The organism is Halorussus ruber (assembly GCF_004765785.1).
Lineage (GTDB): Archaea > Halobacteriota > Halobacteria > Halobacteriales > Haladaptataceae > Halorussus > Halorussus ruber.
On the sequence record NZ_SBIT01000006.1, the window covers coordinates 88944 to 106835 of the forward strand.

Genomic DNA, 17892 nt, shown 5'->3' on the forward strand with positions numbered 1-17892 from the left:
GCTCCGCGTCGGGGTCAGTCGGCCTCGTGGACCTTCTCGCCGCGATGAAGCCTATCGGCAATCGTGAACGTCTGCTCGGCCGAGCGCCGGGTCGGGACGTGAGCCGAGACGTACCTCGCGGTGGCAATCATGTGGGTCCGAGCGCGCTCGGAATCTCCCGTCAGGTCGAACTGCTCGAAGGCGGCCTCGACGTTCTGGAGCGTGTGGAAGTCGGCGTCCTCGCGCAGGAGACCCTCGCCGAGGACCTGCTTCAATTCGGCCGGGTCGCCCCCGTCGCGGAGATACGCCGCGACCAGCTCCCCGGCGCGGTCCACTTCGCCCTCCTCGTCGAAGACTCCCAGTAGCTCCTCGCGGAGGTCCTCGGGGGCCTCGACCTCGGTCCCGTCGGGAATCGGGGTCGGAGGAGTGTTGAGGAACCGGTCGAGGTAGACGCTCATCGCGCCAGCGAACGCCCCGCGGTAGCCCGCCATCGAGGAGGTCCGCAGGGCCGCCTTGTGGACCGCGTTGGCGTAGCTGTAGGTGTGATGGACCGTGTCCCAGTCGTTGAACTCGTTGGAGGTGCCGAACCGGGCGACCCGGCGGCCCGCGGCCTGCGCGACCTCGCCCGCCAGTTCTGCGGGGGTCGCACCGTTCTCGACCGCGGCCTTCATCGCGGTGACGATTTCCTCCGGGTCGTCGGACAGGAGCGTGTCGGTGAATCCGTCGGGGCCGTCCCACTCCGAATCTGCGCCTTCCGCCGCGAGGTCGGGGAGTTCGTCGTAGGCGTCGAAGGTGAGGTCCGCGATGTCGACTGGCTGACGCCACGAGGACTGCTCCTCGGAGCGTGAGGCCTCGGTGAGTCGGGGAATCACGCTCGGCAGAATCTCGTCGGCGCGGTCCCACCCGACGCGGTCAAGCGCCTCGCAGGCCTTGTTGATGAAGTCGAAGGTGTGGCCCGAGGCCATGTAGAGGTGGTCGGTCGCGGCCAGATAGAGGATGTCGGCGACCTCCTCTGGGTCGAGCGTGGCGATGGCGGTCCGGAGGCACCGCTCCGCGCCGTCCCGGTCGCGGACCTCGATGGTCTCGCGGAACCACGATTCGAGGCGGTCCCGCGAGAGGTCTCTGGCCGAAAACGACGGTTGGTCGAACTTCGGCGGTTCGCCCTGCGAGTCCTCGGCCACGCGGTAGAGGCCGGTGTAGAGCGCGCGCCGCCGGTCCTCGGGCCGGAGTTCGTCGTGCAGGTTCGCCATCGCCGAGAGGATGGTCAGCCCCGAACTCCACCCGTCGTCGCGGTACCGCGCGCCGAACCTGAGGCCGGTTTCGAGAGGGTCGGTGTACTCGACACCCTCGTCGTCCAGTCCGATGACCGACTTGGCGAGGACGAGGCGCAGGCTCTCCTCCAGTCCGGTCTGAAGCCGGTTCGACCAGTGTTCGACCGGCGGGAGGTCGGGGTCGGGATGGGGATCGACGTAGACCTCGCCGTCGCGCTCCTCGACCGGGAAGCTCTGGACGTCGTCGGCCCACGGGTCGAAGGTGTCGCCGCAGGAGAGTTCGAATCGCGCGTGGTGCCAGTAGCAGGTCAGGATGCCGTCGTCCACGGTCCCGTCGGCCAGCGGAAGCCCATGTGCGGGCACCGATTATCGACCGCCTGAAACTCGCCTTCGTGGTGGAACAGCGCGATTGTTCGGCCGTCGGCCCGCGCCACGATTCGGCCCTCCTCGCGGAGTTCGTCGGCGTCCGCGACGCGGACGAACGCCGAATCGTCGGATTCCGGACTCTCGACTGTCGAGTCGCCGGATGCTGATTCGTCGGTTGCCATGGGAAGAGGTATGCCAGCATCCCTCAAAACGGTTCGCTGAAGCCGATTTTTGTACCTATTCTCACACTACTCGGCGCGCTCGTCGTGAAGGTGACACGCCGCCGGGTGGCCCGACTCGGTCTCCCGAAGTTCGGGCGAATCGCGCTCGCACACCGTCTCGAACTCCCGACCGAGGAGGTCCCGCGCCGACTCGCTATCGCCCGACGCCAGCGAGTCGAGCGCCTCCGAGAGGACCGCCTCGGCCCCTTCATCCCCGAGTTCGTCCGGAATCCCGAATCGGTCTCGAATCCCGCCGGCCCGGACCTCGCCGTCCACCAGTTCTCCCTCGAAATCGCCGTCCTCGCTGTCTCCGAGTGCGACCCGGAGGTCCATCACGGCCCGCCAGTTCGCTTGGTCGAAGTCGTAGCCCTCGGGTTGGATAATCTCGGGGCACCGAGTGTGGAACCGACACCCGGAAGGCGGGTCCGAGGGCGAGGGCACGTCGCCCGAGAGGCGGGCCTCGCTGGCGCGCTGGCTGGGGTCTGGCGCGGGGACCGACGAGACCAGCGCCCGAGTGTAGGGGTGCTGGGGGTCGGCCAGTACCTCCTCGGTCGGCCCGGTCTCGACGATTTCGCCGAGGTACATCACCGCCACGCGGTCGCAGATTTCCCGCACGACGCTCATGTCGTGGCTGATGAGCAAAATCCCGAGGTCGAACTCGCGCTGGAGGTCGTCCAGCAGCGAGAGAATCCCGGCCTGCACCGACACGTCGAGCGCCGAGACGGGTTCGTCGGCGACCAGCAGGTCCGGATTCAAAACCAACGCCCGCGCGAGGGCCGCCCGCTGTTTCTGCCCGCCGGAGAACTGGTGAGGGTAGCGCTCGGCGTCTTCCGCCGACAGGCCCACCCGTTCCAGCAGGTCCGCGACGATTTCGCGCCGACGCGCTCGGTCGTCCAGACCGTGAATCGAGAGGGGTTCGGCGACCGACTCGCCGATGGTCATCCGCGGGTCGAAACTCGACGTGGGGTCCTGAAACACCATGCCGACGCGCCTGCGGAACTCCCGGCGGTCGACCGAGTCGCGCCGGTCCGCTGCCACGCCGTCGAACGAGACCCGGCCCGCGGTCGGCTCCTCGAGGCCCATCAGGGTCGTGGCGACCGTGGACTTGCCGCATCCCGACTCGCCGACGAGGCCGACGGTCTCGCCGCGCTCGACCTCGAAGCTCACGCCGTCTACCGCCCGGACGCGGCCGACTTCTTTGCGAAGCGGCCCCTCGGTGATGGGGTAGTGCTTCTTCAGGTCGCGGACCGAGAGGAGCGAGTCAGTCATCGTCTCCCTCCTTCGGGACCCGGGCGGTCTCCGGCGTCGTCGGGCGCTCGGCGTCGAGTTCCGCGGGGTTTCGGTCCGGGCCGTAGAAGACGCAGGAGACGCGGTGGTCGCTTTCCCCTTGGGAGTCCGCGTCGTACAGGTCGGGTTGCTCGCCCTCGCCGCACTCGGGGACCGCGGCCGAGCATCGCGGGTGGAATCGACAGCCTCCGGGCGGGTCCGCCGGGTCGATGGGGTCGCCCGGAATCGGGTCGAGTGCGGACCCCCAACCGGGCAGACACCGGAAGAGGGCGCGAGTGTAGGGGTGGCTCGGCGAGTCGAAAATTTGCGAGACGCCACCGCGCTCCATCACTTTCCCGGCGTACATCACGACGATTCTGTCGGCGACCTGCGCGGCGACCCCGAGGTCGTGGGTGACGAACAGGACGCCCACGTCGCGGTCGTCCTGCAGTTCGCCCAAGAGGTCGAGAATCTGGGCCTGAATCGTCACGTCGAGCGCGGTGGTGGGTTCGTCGGCCACGAGGAGGTCCGGGTCGCCAGCCAGCGCCAGCGCGATGACGACGCGCTGTTTCTGGCCGCCGGAGAACTCGTGAGGGTAGTCGTCGTACCGGGTCGCAGCCTCCGGAATGCCGACTTGGTCGAGCAGGTCGATGGCGACTTCGCGGGGCGAGTCCGGCGACTCTCCGGAGTCGCCGGACTCGCCAGAATCGCCGGATTCGCCGAGGTCGTCGCGGTTGCGCTCGACGGCCTCGCGGAGTTGCTCGCCGACCGAGTAGACCGGGTCGAGCGCGCCCTGCGGGTTCTGGAAGACGTGGGCGATTTCGGCCCCGCGGACCTCGCGGAGTTGCGCCTCCGAGAGGCCCAGCAGGTTCCGGCCGCCGAACCGGATTTCGCCGTCGAGGTCGGCCGAGACGAGTCGGGTCAGCGCCTCGCAGGTGACGGTCTTACCGGACCCGGACTCGCCGACCAGACAGACCGTCTCGCCGCGCTCGACGTCGAAGCTCACGCCGTCTACCGCCCAGATGTCGCCGCCGGTCTCGCCGTCGAATCGCGCGCGGAAGTTCCGGACCGAGAGGAGCGAGTCGGTCATCGGTCTCCTCCGTCGGTCTTCCCACTCGTCTTGCCGTCGGTTCTGGGGTCCAGCACGTCCCGAAGCGCGTCGCCGAGGAGGTTGAGCGAGACCACGGTCGCCACGAGGAACCCGACCGGGGCGGCCACCGACCACCAGACAAGCGTCGGGAAGTTCTTGTCGTGGATGTTGGTCTCGATGAGGTAGCCCCACGACTGACCCTGCATCGGGCCGAGGCCGAGGTACGAGAGGGTGGTCTCGATGATCAGCAGCATCGGAATCTGGAGCGTGATTGCGGTGACCACCGCGTTGGCGACGTTGGGCATCAGGTGTCTCCGCACGACCGCGAGGCGACTGCCCCCGGCGGCTTGGGCGGCCTTGACGTAGCCCGCCTCGCGCTTCTTGAGCGCCTCGGACCGGACGAGTCGGGCGACGCCGCCCCAGTTCAGCAGGCCGAAGACGACGACCATCAGCAGGAGGCTCCCGCCGTAGAGGAACTGCGCGACGAGGTAGACGAAAAAGGCCGGGATGACCTGCTGGAGGTCCACGTAGCGCATCAGCAGCGAATCGACGCGCCCGCCGAACTGGGCCGCGACGGTGCCGACGACGGTGGCGACGGGGACCAGAATCATGCCGGAGACGAACGCGAGTTTCAGCTCGATTCGGGCACCCTGCGCGACGAACGCCAGCACGTCCTCGCCGGTGTTGGTCGTGCCGAGGGGGTGGAGGACGGTCCCCCAGCACTTGCCGTCCGAGACCGGGCCGCTACAGACCGTCGCGGCGTGTTCCGAGACGCCGAAGCCGACCGGCGGCTGGTAGATGGGGATGCCGTACCGGCCCTCCGACGCGCCCATCCCCATCGGCGCTGTCTCGGGGTCGCCCAGAATGACGGGACCGACGAGCGCGAACAGCGCGAAGAAGACCAACCAGCCGAGACTGGCGACCGCGAGTTTGTCTCGGCGCAACTGTCGCCAGTAGCGCCGCGTCAACTGGCGGTTCTGCGCCAGCGGCGCGACCACGTAACAGGCGAACGCCGCCACGCCGACCAGCGAGAGCCAGTCGAGCGCGGTCGGCGACCACCCGGCCGCGAGCGGGCCGTCGGCCAGCAGGTAGTCGTAGCCGAACGCGACCGTCAGCAGTCCGACAGCGGTGAGGAACGCGAGCGAGCGACCCGTCGGAAGGTGGTTCGGGTCGTCCACCGCCGACCAATCGACCGTCTCGAAGGTGGCCCGGTCGCCCGAATCCGTCGCCATGGGCTACCACCCACTCCGGGGTCCGCGGGACCGATTCGCTCGTGTTGACATTTGAATTGGGAAGTCATAGCAAGATTACTAAAGCGTTTGGATTAGCGGCTGTGTGAGGTGGTTTGGAGCTAGTCCGGAAGGTACTCGGTTGAAGCTACTCAGATGTTCTTGGATTCTCGGCATCAAGAGAATAGTGCAGTTACGTCGAGACGTTTCGACCTACTCGTTCGTGCCGTCACTTTCGTCGTCGGCCTTCCCTACAGTTGGGCGAATGTCGGGGCCGTTTACGACAGTTTGCCCCTCTAACACCAGTTCGTCCCCCTCGTCTTCCTTCTCGTCGCCGCCCGTCATTCAGTTGGATATATGGACAACTATTAGATAAAAGTCCTATATAAACACAAAATCTATTTTGTCGAATAGCGCGATTGAGTATAAGCAATAAAAATAATTCTTCAGAGGATGTATATACACATAAAGACAATATTTTAATTTCTTAATCAGATAGCCATCGTAAGACGAGCACCGACACCTCACCCCCCGAAATCCCCTACTGCTCGTATCAGGAAGACAAACTTTATCAATCCGGTGTGTGATTCACAGCCAAACCCGTGAACGACACTCGTTGGTTCCTCCTCAAGCGAATCGCGTGGACGGCGTTCGCCGCCTACCTCCTGCTGTCGGGCGCGTTCTTCGTCTTCGCGTACACGCCGGACCCGAACAAGACGCTCGTCGCGTTCGCCGCCGCGAATCCCGACGACCCGGAGAACATGTCACAGGACTCCGCGCGGGCCGTCGCGGCCTACGAGGAGGCCCGAAACTACGACGAACCGGTCCTCGACCGATACGTCAGGTGGATGGTCGGCTACGCGACGTTCGACTGGGGAATCTCGCGGACCACCGGCCAACCCGTGACGGAGGCGCTGGCCGAGCGCATCCCGGTGACGCTTGCGTATCTCGTGCCCGCAATCGTCCTCTCGACCCTGTTGGGCGTCGGCGCGGGACTGGCGTCGGCGATGAAACCGCAGGGCGTCGTGGACCGCGTGAGCGCGGCGTTCAGCTACGTCGGCCTCGGCGTGCCGGGGTTCCTCCTCGGAGAACTGCTCCTCGTCGCGGCCATCTTCCACTTCTCGTGGTACGAGGCCTACTACAATCCCAAGTTCGGCCTCTGGAGCGTCGAGAACCTCGCGTCGCTGGCGCTCCCGTCGTTCGTGGTCGCGCTCAACCTGTTGGCGGCCCAAGCCCGCTACGCCCGCGCCGAGTCCCGCGAGTACCTCCCCGCCGAGTTCGTCAAGACCCTCCGGGCCAGCGGTGCCGACGCCCGGACCATCGGTCGCCACGTCCTGCGGAACGCCGCGCTCCCGCTGCTGACCGTCTTCTTCGCCGAGCTGCTGACCGTCCTCTTCCTGACGGTCTACGTCATCGAAGTCGTGTTCGAGATTCCGGGCGTCGGCCAGTTGGCCTATCAGGCCATCGAACAGCGCGACATCGGGACGATTCTGGCGACGACGCTCCTCCCGGCGTTCGTCGCGCTGCTGGGGAATCTCTTGCAGGACTTCGCGTACACCGTGCTGGACCCGAGAGTCGGCGACTGAGAGGAGAGTTCGACGGATTTCAGGCCGCTTCCTTCAGTTCCTCGTACTGCTCTTCGAAGCGCGACTGGCAGGACGAACAGCAGAACTGGTAGAGTTCGCCGTCGATGCGGAGCGACTCGCCCTCGCTGGTGACGGAGTTGCCGCACTCGTCGCACTCCAGCGCGAACTCGACGCCGCGGGGTTCGGGGTGCCACGCCGAGTCTTCGAGGAGTTTCACGTCGTACTCGCGGACCGCGTCGGTGTCGAGGGCGTCCGCCAGCAGGGGTTCGACCGCGCCGTCGCTGAGGCGGGCGTGGAAGATGACGTGGCCGTCGGCGGTGACGAAGACGTGTTCGACGCCCTCGATCCCCTCGACGCCGCTCCGGACCTCCGAGAGTCGGCCGGGGTCGACGTGGAGGTCCACGAGGACCGCGACGCCCTCCGAGAGGAGCGACCGGTCCAAGTCCACGGTGAATCGGCGGACGACGCCGAGTTCCTTCAGGCGGTCGATGCGGTCGGAAACCGTCGGCGGCGAGAGGTCCACCGCGTCGGCGATTTCGTTGTACGGTCGGCGGGCGTCCGCCACGAGCAGTTGAAGGATTTCCAGGTCAGTTTCGTCGAGTTCTCGCATTATCAAAGGGATTGACCCTCCGTGATAGAAACACTTTTCGTCATATCGCGGAAAATCGTGGGAAACCGAAACATGCTTCAGAAAGGAGGGAATTCCGCGAGAACCGGTCAGTCGGCGGTGACGGCCTCGCGGTCGTCGCGCTCCTCGCGGGCCTGCTCGATTCGGTCCCGTACGTTCACGGTTTGGCCGGTTTCGGCCGCCTCGTAGGCCGATTCGGTCAGCGCCGTCACTCGGAGGCCGAACGACCCCGGCACCGAGGGGTCGGTGCCCTCGCGGACCGCCCGCACGAAGTCCGAGAGTTTGCGCCGAGTGAGCGTCGTGAAGTCGCGGTCCCCCGCCACTTCGCCCTCGTAGGTCGCGCCGCCCTCGAAGACGGTGAGTCGGCCGTCCTCGTACCTGACGTGGCCCTCGGTGCCCCAGAGGACCATCCCCTCGTCGGGTTCGCCGTTAGTGCCGTCGCCGACCACGCCGACGCTGGCGGTGACAGACGAGTCCGATTGCGGGCGGTCGAGAGCGAGCGCGAGCGCCGAGTTCACGTCAACGTCCTCTCCTCGGTCGTCGGTGATGGCCGCGACCGAGCGCGGTTCGGCGTCGAGCGTCCAGAGCAGGGCGTCGAGCAGGTGGCTTCCCGAGTCGTAGAGTTGGCCGCCGCCCGAGAGGTCCGGGTCGGTCCGCCAGCCGCCGCGCTGGATTTCGATCCAGTCCTGTCCGAGGTAGGCGTTGGCGGCGTGGACCTCGCCGATTCGGCCCGACGAGACGACGCGCTTGAGTTCCCGAAAGAGGGGGTCGAAGTGTCGCTGGTAGCCGACTTGGAGGACCCGCCCTCGTTCTTCGGCCGCGGCCACGAGGTCCACGGCGTTGTCGATGCCGGTCACCATCGGCTTTTCGAGGAACACGTCCGCGCCCTCCTCGAAGCAGTCCATCGCCTGCTCGTGGTGGAGGGTGTGGGGCGTGACGATGTTGACCAAATCGAGGTCGTGTTCGGCCAGCATCTCGACGTGGCTCTCGTAGGTCGGCGCGTCGTAGGTGTCCGTGAAGCCCTCTCGTGCGCCTTCCGACACGTCCGCTCCCGCGACGACTTCCACGTCGTCCATCTCGTCGTAGATGCCGAGTTCGATGCTCCCGAGACCACCGAGTCCGATGGCCCCCAGTCGAAGTTCCATACCCTCGGCGGGGTAGTTCTTCAATGTAAATCTTCCGATTGAAGTTTAAATGGGGGCTTAGCGGGGTTCCGCTATCAACCACAACAGTCATGCCAAGCCGAATCGCGTCACTTCCGGACAATACGTTTTCGGCCTTACAGTCGCTCGTACCCGGCCAATGACCTGTTTCTGTTCGCCCAGAATACCTAACTTTGGCCGGAACCTCCTCTTAACAGGAGACCGATACGATGGGGGAAATTGCCGTTATTCATATGGATTTGATGTCCAAAGGGGGTGGCGAAGCGGTAGCGATGAACGTGTTGGAGGCCCTGCAATCGGACCACGACGTGACGGTGCTGACCCTGACGAACCCCGACCTCGACGAACTCAACGAGTATTTCGATACCAGCGTCGATACCGAGGCCCTGACGGTCGAACAGGCGGGGTATCTCGCCCCGTGGATGAACGAGCAGTTCGGTCTCAAATACTACGTCCTCCAGAACGCGCTGCTGGGACGCTACGCCCGGCGGCAGAGCGACGAGTTCGACTTGCTGGTCAGTACCATCAACGAGTTAGGCCTCGAATCCGACTCGGTCCAGTACATCCACTTCCCGTTCGACTGGACCGTGAGTTGCGACGAGCGGGAACACATCTTCCACCCGACCGTCGAGGAGGACTCGCTCTACGAGCGACTGGCGACCCGAGTGGCGGGCGTCGAGCGCGAGGACATCCGGCACAACGCCCTGCTGGCCAACTCCGCGTGGACCGCCGACGTGGTCGAAGACGCCTACGGGACTCGCCCCGAGGTCCTCCACCCGCCGATAGACACCCGCGAGTTCGAGGATCTATCGTGGGACGAGCGCGAGGAGGGAATCGTCACGGTCGGGCGAATCGAGCGAAGCAAGCGAATCAAGGAGCTGATTCGCATCACGGAGGGCGTCCGCGAGCGAGGTCACGACACCCACCTCCACGTCATCGGGCCGACCGTGGACGACGAGTACCGCGAGGAGGTCCAAGCCCTCGCCGAAGGCCGAGAGTACGTCGAACTGGAGGGCGAGATTCCCCGCGACGAGTTGGTCGAGCGCATCTGTACCCACCGGTACGGCATCCACGGCAAGGAGTACGAACACTTCGGGATGGCGGTCGCCGAACTCGCCGCGGGCGGCGCGATTCCCTTCGTGCCGGACAACGGCGGCCAGCACGCCATCGTCAACGACCGCGAGGAGTTGCTCTACGAGAGCGTCGAGGACGCCGAGGAGAAGATTTCGTCGGTGATGGCCGACCCGGACCTCCAGCGAAAGTTGCGCGAGCCGATGGGACCGGAGCCGATTCGGCGACGCTTCGGCCGCCAGCGGTTCCAGCGCGAGATTCGCCAAATCGTCGCCGAGGCCCTGAATCGGCCGAGCGCCGGGGTTTCTGAGGCCGCGGCGGACGCGCCCGCCGAGCAACCCGCGAGTGGCGATTAGGTCAGTTTTTTATACTGCTCCTCCAGCGCGTCGGCGGTCTGGTCCCACGTGTAGTTCTCGGTGGCGTGATTTCGGCAGGCCCGGCCCGCCGCGGCGCGCTCGTCGGGACCGAGGGCGGCCCAGTCGCGCATTCGCTCGGCGAGCGCCGAGGCATCGACCGACTCGACCACCATCTCGGTCGGCACGCGAGCGTCGCTTTCGAGGCCTGCCAGAATCTCGGTGGTTCCCCCGACCGGGGTGGCGACGACCGGGGTGGCCGACGAGAGGGCTTCGAGCGTGGCGAGGCCGAACCCCTCCAGTTTCCGGGTCGGCAGGACGAAGCAGTCGGCGGTGGCGTAAGCGCGGGGCAGGTCCTCGTCGGGGACGTAGCCGAGGAAAGTCACGCGGTCGGCGATACCGAGATTCTGGGCCTCGCGCGCCAACTCCTCGCGGAGCGGGCCGTCGCCCGCGACGTAGAGGTTCGATTCGGGGCGATTTCGGACGACTTCGGCGAACGCCCGCAGAAGCATCCCGTGGCCCATCCGGGGCGAGAGGCGGCGAACCGTCAGGAAGTCGGTTCCGGGACTGTCGTCGTCGGTGTCATCGTCGTCAGCGGCGTCACCGTCGGTCATCGGCGCGTAGGTCCCGGCGTCGGGTCGGTAGCGCTCGGCGTCCACGCCGCCGGGGACGATTTCGGGGGCCGGAATCTCGGCGTCGGCGACCGGGCCGTGGACCTCGCGGAGCTTGTCGGCCATGAACTCGCTCAGGGCGAGGACCCGCTCGCAGTCGGCGAGGGTGGCCCGCTCGACTCGTTCGCGGAGCGCGGCGTTGAGTCGGCGGCGCGGTGCCGAGAGGCGGTCGTCGTCGGTCTCGTGCCCGGCCCGGATGCGGTACTCGGTCGGCCACGGACTGTGGAAGGTGGCGGTTCTGGGAATCTCGTCGGCGACGAGCACGTCCAGCAGGGGGTCGGTGACGGTGCCCTGAAAGCTCACGAGGTCGGGGTCGGGCAGGGCGTCGAGGTGGCCCCGGAGCGTCCGGAGCGCGTCGGGAAGCTGGAGCGCGATTTCGGGTGCCGAGCGCTCGGCGACGTCGAGGTCGTAGCGCGCGACCCGAACCCCCGCGACGGTTTCTCGGGTCGATACGTCTCCTCGCCTGCGAGTCAGCACCGACACGCCGTGACCTCGGTCGGCGAGTCGGCGGGCGGTCTCGTAGACGTACCGACCGGTGCCGCCGGAACCGGGGTCGGGGTAGAAGTCGTGGGCGGCGACGAGGAGATGCACGCCGGAACCACGCCGGAGACGGACTAATGCCTCTCGGCCGAACGGGGCGTGACCGGGAGTCGAACGCGGGCCGACCGTGGCGGCGTTTCGTGACGACGTTTTAAGAGGATCGGGCGAGACGACTCGGGCATGGTAGCCCTCCAACCGCGGCGATTGATTCGAGAGAGCGCGCCGGTAGCCGCGATTCTTTCGTTCTGGAACCTACTGGCGGTCGTCACCCAGCAACAGCACGTCGGCGAGTCGGTCGGGAGCGCGGGCGTCGTGATGGCCGCGCTCTACGTCGTCGTCCGGGGCGTCTCGCTCTCCTCGGAGGCCCTCCCGCCCGTGACCGGTGACGTGCGGGCCGTCGTCTACGAGAACGCCCAACTTGCGATTCCGGCCGGAGCGTGGTTCCTCGGGGCGATGGTGACGAACGCGCTCGGCGAACTGCTGTTCGCGTACGGCCCGCCGTCGTTCGTCTCCGCGCTCGCAAGTTCGCTCGCTGGCGCTGGCCTCGGCGTCGTGGCCCTCTACGCCGTCGCGGCGGGGTATCGGACGCTCGACGGCGGACGAGCGGCGGGCGGCCGACCGCCCACGGACCGGGAGAGCGGATCCGACGAGGAGTCCGAACCCGACGGTGCGTCCGCCGACGACTGACCCGCCGAATCGGGTTCGCGCATTTTCTCGGACCACGGGAGCCGGCAGTAGTTCGGTTCGGCAATTAAAACAATTCTTTTAGACCTCTATACATATCCTAGAAAAATATTCTGTTGTCTCTTCGCGGTAGGTAACCGTCTACGTCGAGTCCCGTCGGTACTCGTCGAGCCACGGCGGGGGCGACCGGTCTCTGGCCCACTCGAACAGGTCGCGCTTCTCGTTGGCGTAGTAGAGCCGATACGCCTCGACGTAGTCGTCGGCCCGCCACTCGCCGGTCACCTGCGGCGGGTCGCTCGGTTCGCCCGGCCAGTCGAGGTCCGCGAGCGCGTCCCCGTCCAGCGACTCGACGGTGGCCCAGCTCCCGTGGGTCTTCTCCGGCGGGTGGTCCCACCGGTATCGCCACTCGTCGTGGGCCTCCTCGGTGTAGGCCCGGAGGTACTCCCAGTTGTCGCGGTGCGCGGCGGCCCACCGCGTCAGCGGGTGGTCCGCGTGGGAGTAGTAGAGGTCCTCGCGGACTTCGGGGTCGTCCGCGGCGTACCCGGCGAGTTGGACCGCCGTAGTCAGGACCATCGCGTTCTCGAAGACCGACGAGAGGACGTGTTTGTCCACCAGCCACCGCGCCGTCTGGTCGAGGTCGCGGTCCAACCAGAAGGCGTTGACCATGCGAGGAGTAGGAGTTTGCCCGGTTTAGGGTCGTTGGCGACTAGGGGTGCGATTTTGGACCGTAATTCTGCTCGGGGTATCCGCAACCGCGAGCCGCAGGGGAGCCGTGATTTCGTCTTCTGAAGCCCCCGCCCGGTCGCGGTCGCTGAGTGGGATATTCGGGGCCTCTCCGCACCGCCCGGCCCCGAATCGTCGCCCACTCAGACGACTGAACTACACGCGACCGGGCGGCCCCTTCATCCCACCCCGTCGGTTGATTCGCCGAGCGTTCGCTGGTGGACTGTTGAGCCGAGCGTTCTCACGTGGTCTGTCCCCTCGGTCGAAATCGGCGAACAGCGTTTTACCCGTCGCTCCCGTGCATTCTTCGGAGACCATGGCGGAGTACGACTTCGACGGACGGGTAGCGTTCGTCACGGGAGCGGCGCGAGGCCAAGGACGCTCGCACGCCGTGAAGTACGCCGAGAGCGGCGCGGACGTGGTCTGCGCCGACATCTGCGAGACGACAGACGAATCGACCTACGAGTTGGGCGACGAGACCGAACTGGACGAAACCGTTCGGAAAGTCGAGGAGCGCGGCCAGAGCGCGCTCGGCGTCCAGATGGACGTCTCCGACGAGGCCGAGGTACAGGCGGGCGTCGAACACGCCGTCTCGGAGTTCGGGCGCATCGACATCCTCGCCAACAACGCGGGAGTCGCGCCCGTCTCGGGCTTGATGGAGTTGGACGAGGAGACGTGGGACCACGCCCTCGACGTGAACCTCAAGGGGATGTGGCTCTGCGCGAAGCACGTCGGCCAGCACATGATAGACCGCGGCGAGGGCGGGCGAATCGTCAACACCTCCTCGACCGCCGGGATGGTCGCCTCGCCGGGGCTGGGTCACTACACCGCCGCGAAGCACGGGGTGCTGGGGCTGACGAAGACGCTGGCGATGGAGTTGGCCCAGCACGACATCACCGTCAACGCGGTCTGTCCGACCGCCGTGGACACCGCGATGACGGGCGGCATCGTCGAGTCCATCGACGAGGAGATGGCCGAGGTCGCAGAGCAGTCCGGCCCGGACAACGTGCTGGGCGAAATCGTCCAACCGGAGGACGTGAGCGCGGCGTTCATGTGGCTGTCGAGCGACGACGCCCGGTTCGTGACCGGCATCGCACTCCCGGTGGCGGCGGGAGCGACCGCGATTTAGTTAGCAACTGACGATACCCGTGAACTGGAACGAATTCATCGACTACGACCGAAATCGCGTCGCGTGGTGGCTCTACCTGCTGTCATTAGCCGTCGGCGTGGTCTACGTCGGCTACTCCTTCGTGGGGATGTTCGTGCTGGGCGTGTTCCTCTACTACGCCGCGCGGCCCATCTGCGACCGCCTCGGCGCGCACATCGACCGCGACGGCTGGACCGCGGGACTGACGCTGGTGGGCATCGTCGTGCCGATACTGGCCATCGTCGCGTACGTCCTCGTGGCCGGACTCCGAGACGCCGCCTCGCTCTCGGGCATGCCGGGAAGTAGCCTCGTCGCGCCGCTTTTGAACGTCGATAACCTGACGACGGGTCAACAGAGCCTCGTCCAGACCCTCATCGAGAACCCCTCGGAAGTGGGGTCGCTGAGTTCGGACCGGATTCAGCAGGTCGGGAGGGCCGCGCTGTCGGCGCTCGGCGCGCTGGTGGGCACCGTGGTCCTGCTGTCGCTGTCGTTCGGTCTGGCCTTCTTCCTGCTCCGGGACGACGACCGCATCGCGGCGTGGTTCCGCAACGAAATCGCCGAACCGGGGACGACCGGGTACGCCTACGCCTACGCCGTGGACGACGAACTGGAGACGGTGTTCTTCGGTAACATGCTGTTCGTCGCCGTGATGGCCGTCCTCGCGGCAGTCGTCTACTACGGGTTCAACTTCCTCGCGCCGCCCGCGCTGACGATTCCGTTCGCCATCCTGCTGGCCCTCCTGACGGGGGTCGCCAGCCTCGTCCCGCTGGTGGTCGGGAAGGTCGTCTACGTGCCGGTCGTGGCGTACCTCGCGTGGGTCGCGGCCGGTCAGGGCGGTGCAGGGATGATTTACCCTATCGGTCTGCTGGTGGTGTCGTTCCTCGTCCTCGACATCCTGCCACAGACCTTCCTCCAACCGTACATCTCGGGCAACGAGATTCACATGGGCATCATGATGTTCGCGTACCTGCTCGGCCCGATGCTGTTCGGGTGGTACGGGTTCTTCCTGCTCCCGCTGTTTTTCGTGCTGGTGATTCAGGCGGTCCGCATCGTCGTGACCAACCTGATTCACGGCGCGGAACTCACGCCGGACGTGGACGCCGCGCCCTCGCTGGGCGAGCGCGACTTGGGCGAGTTGGGTGACGAGGAGGCGGGCGATTCGGATTCCGATTCAGCGTCCGCGTCGTCCTGAGGCGATTACTCTCGGACGAAGGTCGGCGTCCCCGGATTCCCGGCGTCTCGGTAGCCCAGCGACCGGAGCGCGGAGACCAAATCCGCCAGCGCGTACTCCTCGCGGTCGGTCGCCGGAATCCCGTCGTCGGTGTGGTCGGCAGTCGCCTCTCGGAGTGTATTAAAATTGATTGCGCGCGTAAGAGAGTCGGACCGAGAAGCGTCAGTACTTGACCGGGCTTCCGCCCGAGAGCGCGTGGCCTCCCTCACCCCGTCTGCGAACCCGCCGCGCTCGGCTTCGAGCGCGGCGCGGACCGGTTCGTCGGCGGGACCGAGTTCGTATCGCTCGCGCTTCTCGTCGACGCGCTCGCGGAGGTCCCGATGGGTCCGGCGGGCCGAGGCCTCCGGGTCGCGGACCTCCTCGACGCGGGCGACGAGTTCGCGGTTCGCTTCGACCGCCTCGGTCCAGTTTGCGACCGCTTCGGCGGCGAGGTCCCCGAGCGCGTCGAGATTCCCGACGAATCGGTAGTCGTCGGGCACGCAGTCGTAAATCCACGGTTCGTCTCGAACCACCAGCACCTGCCCGCTGGCGGCCTGCTCGAAGGGCGTCCGGGCCATGGTCTCGTACTCGCTGGCGCAGACCGCGAGGTCCCCGCGGGCCAGCGCGGCCTCGTAGGTCTCTCGGTCGGCCTCGGGGACGGCCCGGACCCACGGGAGGTCGGCGTACTCGTCGGGGACGGGTTCCACGCTCGTGAGGAGGGTCTCGACGCCGAACTCGTCGTGGAGGCGCTTTCCGACCGCGAGGAGTCGGTCGGCGTTCTTCTTGTCCCAGAGCGACCCCGCGAGGTGGAGAAATCGGGGTTCGTCGGCGTAGGATTCGGTGAACTCGGAGAAGTCGATGGGGCTTCCGGTCTCGACTGCGGCGTCGAGCGCGTCTTCCACAACCTCGGGTTGGAGGAAGTCGCTCGCGGCCTCTCGCAGGCGCTCGGCGTCGATGCCCGCCTTGAACCAGATGCCGTCCGCGAAGACGGCCGCGGCAATCTCCATCTTGCTCTGGAAGGCGTTGCGGTGGTCGCAGTAGCGGTACTTGAAGGGGACTTGTAGGTCGTGGACGTTGGCGACGACCTCGAAGGGAGCGACGTCGGCGGCCCACTGGTCGGTCTGGGCGCAGAGCCACTTCTGGAGGTCGAAGCGTCCCGTCCGGCGCTGGTCGATTACGGCGTCGAGGTAGGCTCCTCGGTCGTAGATTTCGCGCTTCAGCGCGGCGAGTTCGGCCCAACTGTACCCGCCCTCGGTGAAGAGGTGGGCGTGGTCCGTATTACTCGCACGCGGCTCGGCCCGAATCGCGGTGACGCGCTCGCGGTCGGCCAGAATCTCCTCGTCGGGGACGTTCGGCGGCACGAGCCAGTAGACGTGGACCGAGGAGTCCCGTTCGAGCCAGCCCCGGACCCACGTCACGGCGTCGGCGAGCGTGCCGTTGGCCGAGGGCTCCTCGGGTCGGTAGAGTTCCGGAACGACGAGGACGCGCATGGTGAATCAGCCGTGTTGGTCTCTGTGAGTGTCGGAGACGGGAGCGAACGCCTTGAAAACCCCGGCCACTCGTGACTCGGGGTGAATCTCGACTGGGGGGGCAACTACGGAACTCTCGACTGGGGGAGGCAACTACGGAACTCTCGACTAGGGGAAGGAGCAGGAAGCTAGCTATTGCCGAAGCCGAGGAGTCACCGCACCGCAACCGCAGGCCTCACACCTCCCCAGCCTCCTCGCTCACTTCGTTCGCTCGTCCCTCGCACGCCGATGACGCGCCACAAGGTCGCGTCAGCGCGCGCCAAAGAAATAATAATTCCTCAGTAAATACTCTTCTTTGTTTAAGCATCCTGTATTTGTCCGGGTCAGCGTTTCCGTTGCGTCGGGACAAGACGACCGGACTGGACGAGCAGAACAGTCGAGCGAACGCCGCGCCCAAAAAAAGAATGGATGACAGTTCGGTCGGCGACTATCCAGTCGATCCAGTCAGTACTGCGAACTCTGGAACGGCTGGCTCTGTGTCTGGGGCGACTGACCCTGCATCGAGGACTGGCCCTGCGTTCCCATGCTCTGGCCCTGCATCGGCGACTGTCCCTGTATCGAGGATTGGCCCTGCATCCCCATCTGGCCCTGCTGGGGAATCTGGGACTGCTGGCTCTGCATACCCTGACTCGTCTGCGAGCCGCCCTGCTGGGTCGGGCCGCCCGTCGCGGCGAGCAACTCCTCGATGGAGTGGACCGCTCGCGTGAGGTCCGTGATGACGGCCCCCACGAACTGCTCCTGCTGGAACTGCTGGAGTTCCTGAATCGCGTCGGAGGCCACCTGCCGGAAGGTGTCGGCGTAGTACGGGACGAATTTGGAGTTGCCGAGGATAAGCTCCTCGTTGAGTTCCGCGATTTCGCTTATCGCCTCCAGCGTGGTCTCGATGCCGGTCCCCTGAAGCTCGACGTGGGCCTGCTGTGCGGCCCACTTGGTCTGCTTGCGGAGCCAGCTCAGGTCCTCGAGCGCGGCCCGATACTCGCTCCTGAGGGCCTCGTCGAAGTGAGCGGGTTGGAACTGCTGGCCCGACTGGCCCTGCGAGAGTCCTTGCTGTGACGTGCCGACCGATTGGGATTGCGAGACGCCGCGGCCTTGCGGTTGGTACTGTTGTGTCATCTGATTTCCCTCCACTTGCCGGACGCAACGCGGCTATTGATAGGTGTAGCGG

Annotated in this window: 15 protein-coding genes and 1 pseudogene; 5 read left to right on the plus strand and 11 right to left on the minus strand. The window is 66.3% G+C overall.

What is annotated here, in order from left to right:
- Window positions 1-14 precede the first annotated feature (14 nt).
- The 5 genes and pseudogenes from EPL01_RS09880 to EPL01_RS22450 all read right to left on the minus strand — a co-directional run bounded on the left by EPL01_RS09880 (window position 15) and on the right by EPL01_RS22450 (window position 5767).
- Window positions 15-1798, minus strand: a pseudogene (locus EPL01_RS09880) (Rieske (2Fe-2S) protein).
- Between the two features lie 66 nt (window positions 1799-1864).
- Complete coding sequence (locus EPL01_RS09885; protein WP_135825107.1) at window positions 1865-3106, minus strand: ABC transporter ATP-binding protein; 1242 nt, start codon at window positions 3104-3106, stop codon at window positions 1865-1867.
- Entirely contained in the window at window positions 3099-4193 is a 1095-nt protein-coding gene (locus EPL01_RS09890; protein WP_135825108.1) for an ABC transporter ATP-binding protein, read from the minus strand. The genes EPL01_RS09885 and EPL01_RS09890 overlap by 8 nt, the downstream gene beginning before the upstream one ends.
- Window positions 4190-5425, minus strand: coding sequence for an ABC transporter permease (locus tag EPL01_RS09895; protein WP_135825109.1), 1236 nt, complete (start codon window positions 5423-5425; stop codon window positions 4190-4192). The genes EPL01_RS09890 and EPL01_RS09895 overlap by 4 nt, the downstream gene beginning before the upstream one ends.
- Window positions 5426-5635: 210 nt before the next feature.
- Window positions 5636-5767: a hypothetical protein gene (locus EPL01_RS22450; protein WP_281275357.1), complete on the minus strand. Its 132-nt coding sequence runs from the start codon at window positions 5765-5767 to the stop codon at window positions 5636-5638.
- A 257-nt stretch (window positions 5768-6024) separates the two neighbouring features.
- Here EPL01_RS22450 and EPL01_RS09900 point away from each other — a divergent pair, with 257 nt between their 5' ends.
- Window positions 6025-7008: an ABC transporter permease gene (locus tag EPL01_RS09900; RefSeq protein ID WP_135825110.1), complete on the plus strand. Its 984-nt coding sequence runs from the start codon at window positions 6025-6027 to the stop codon at window positions 7006-7008.
- Between the two features lie 19 nt (window positions 7009-7027).
- On the opposite strand, the gene EPL01_RS09905 is transcribed toward EPL01_RS09900, so the two are convergent.
- Both EPL01_RS09905 and EPL01_RS09910 read right to left on the minus strand, forming a co-directional pair.
- Window positions 7028-7618 carry a winged helix-turn-helix transcriptional regulator gene (locus EPL01_RS09905; RefSeq protein WP_135825111.1) on the minus strand — a complete coding sequence of 197 codons (591 nt, stop codon included), beginning with the start codon at window positions 7616-7618 and terminating at the stop codon, window positions 7028-7030.
- Between the two features lie 107 nt (window positions 7619-7725).
- Window positions 7726-8781: a Gfo/Idh/MocA family protein gene (locus EPL01_RS09910; protein ID WP_135825112.1), complete on the minus strand. Its 1056-nt coding sequence runs from the start codon at window positions 8779-8781 to the stop codon at window positions 7726-7728.
- Window positions 8782-9041: 260 nt separating this feature from the next.
- Between EPL01_RS09910 and EPL01_RS09915 the strand changes: the two genes are divergently transcribed.
- Complete coding sequence (locus tag EPL01_RS09915) at window positions 9042-10226, plus strand: glycosyltransferase family 4 protein (RefSeq protein WP_135825113.1); 1185 nt, start codon at window positions 9042-9044, stop codon at window positions 10224-10226.
- Here EPL01_RS09915 and EPL01_RS09920 read toward each other — a convergent pair.
- On the minus strand, window positions 10223-11485 hold the full coding sequence (locus EPL01_RS09920) for a glycosyltransferase family 4 protein (RefSeq protein ID WP_168215858.1): 1263 nt from the start codon (window positions 11483-11485) through the stop codon (window positions 10223-10225). The genes EPL01_RS09915 and EPL01_RS09920 overlap by 4 nt on opposite strands.
- A gap of 129 nt (window positions 11486-11614) precedes the next feature.
- Between EPL01_RS09920 and EPL01_RS09925 the strand changes: the two genes are divergently transcribed.
- A complete protein-coding gene (locus EPL01_RS09925; RefSeq protein ID WP_135825115.1) occupies window positions 11615-12121 on the plus strand; it encodes a hypothetical protein in 507 nt (168 codons plus the stop codon).
- Window positions 12122-12259: 138 nt separating this feature from the next.
- Here the strand turns inward: EPL01_RS09925 and EPL01_RS09930 are convergent, their stop codons facing one another.
- The gene (locus EPL01_RS09930; RefSeq protein ID WP_135825116.1) at window positions 12260-12784 is read right to left on the minus strand and encodes a hypothetical protein; all 525 of its coding nucleotides are present in this window, start codon (window positions 12782-12784) and stop codon (window positions 12260-12262) included.
- 373 nt (window positions 12785-13157) lie between these two features.
- On the opposite strand from EPL01_RS09930, the gene EPL01_RS09935 reads away from it, so the two are divergent.
- Both EPL01_RS09935 and EPL01_RS09940 read left to right on the plus strand, forming a co-directional pair.
- Complete coding sequence (locus EPL01_RS09935; RefSeq protein WP_135825117.1) at window positions 13158-13970, plus strand: mycofactocin-coupled SDR family oxidoreductase; 813 nt, start codon at window positions 13158-13160, stop codon at window positions 13968-13970.
- Window positions 13971-13989: 19 nt separating this feature from the next.
- Window positions 13990-15180 (plus strand): AI-2E family transporter, encoded by a 1191-nt coding sequence (locus EPL01_RS09940; RefSeq protein WP_168215859.1) that lies wholly within the window; start codon window positions 13990-13992, stop codon window positions 15178-15180.
- Between the two features lie 5 nt (window positions 15181-15185).
- Here EPL01_RS09940 and EPL01_RS09945 read toward each other — a convergent pair whose 3' ends face one another.
- Entirely contained in the window at window positions 15186-16688 is a 1503-nt protein-coding gene (locus EPL01_RS09945; protein ID WP_135825119.1) for a glycosyltransferase family protein, read from the minus strand.
- A gap of 483 nt (window positions 16689-17171) precedes the next feature.
- On the minus strand, window positions 17172-17840 hold the full coding sequence (locus EPL01_RS09950) for a hypothetical protein (protein ID WP_135825120.1): 669 nt from the start codon (window positions 17838-17840) through the stop codon (window positions 17172-17174).
- Between the last annotated feature and the right edge of the window lie 52 nt (window positions 17841-17892).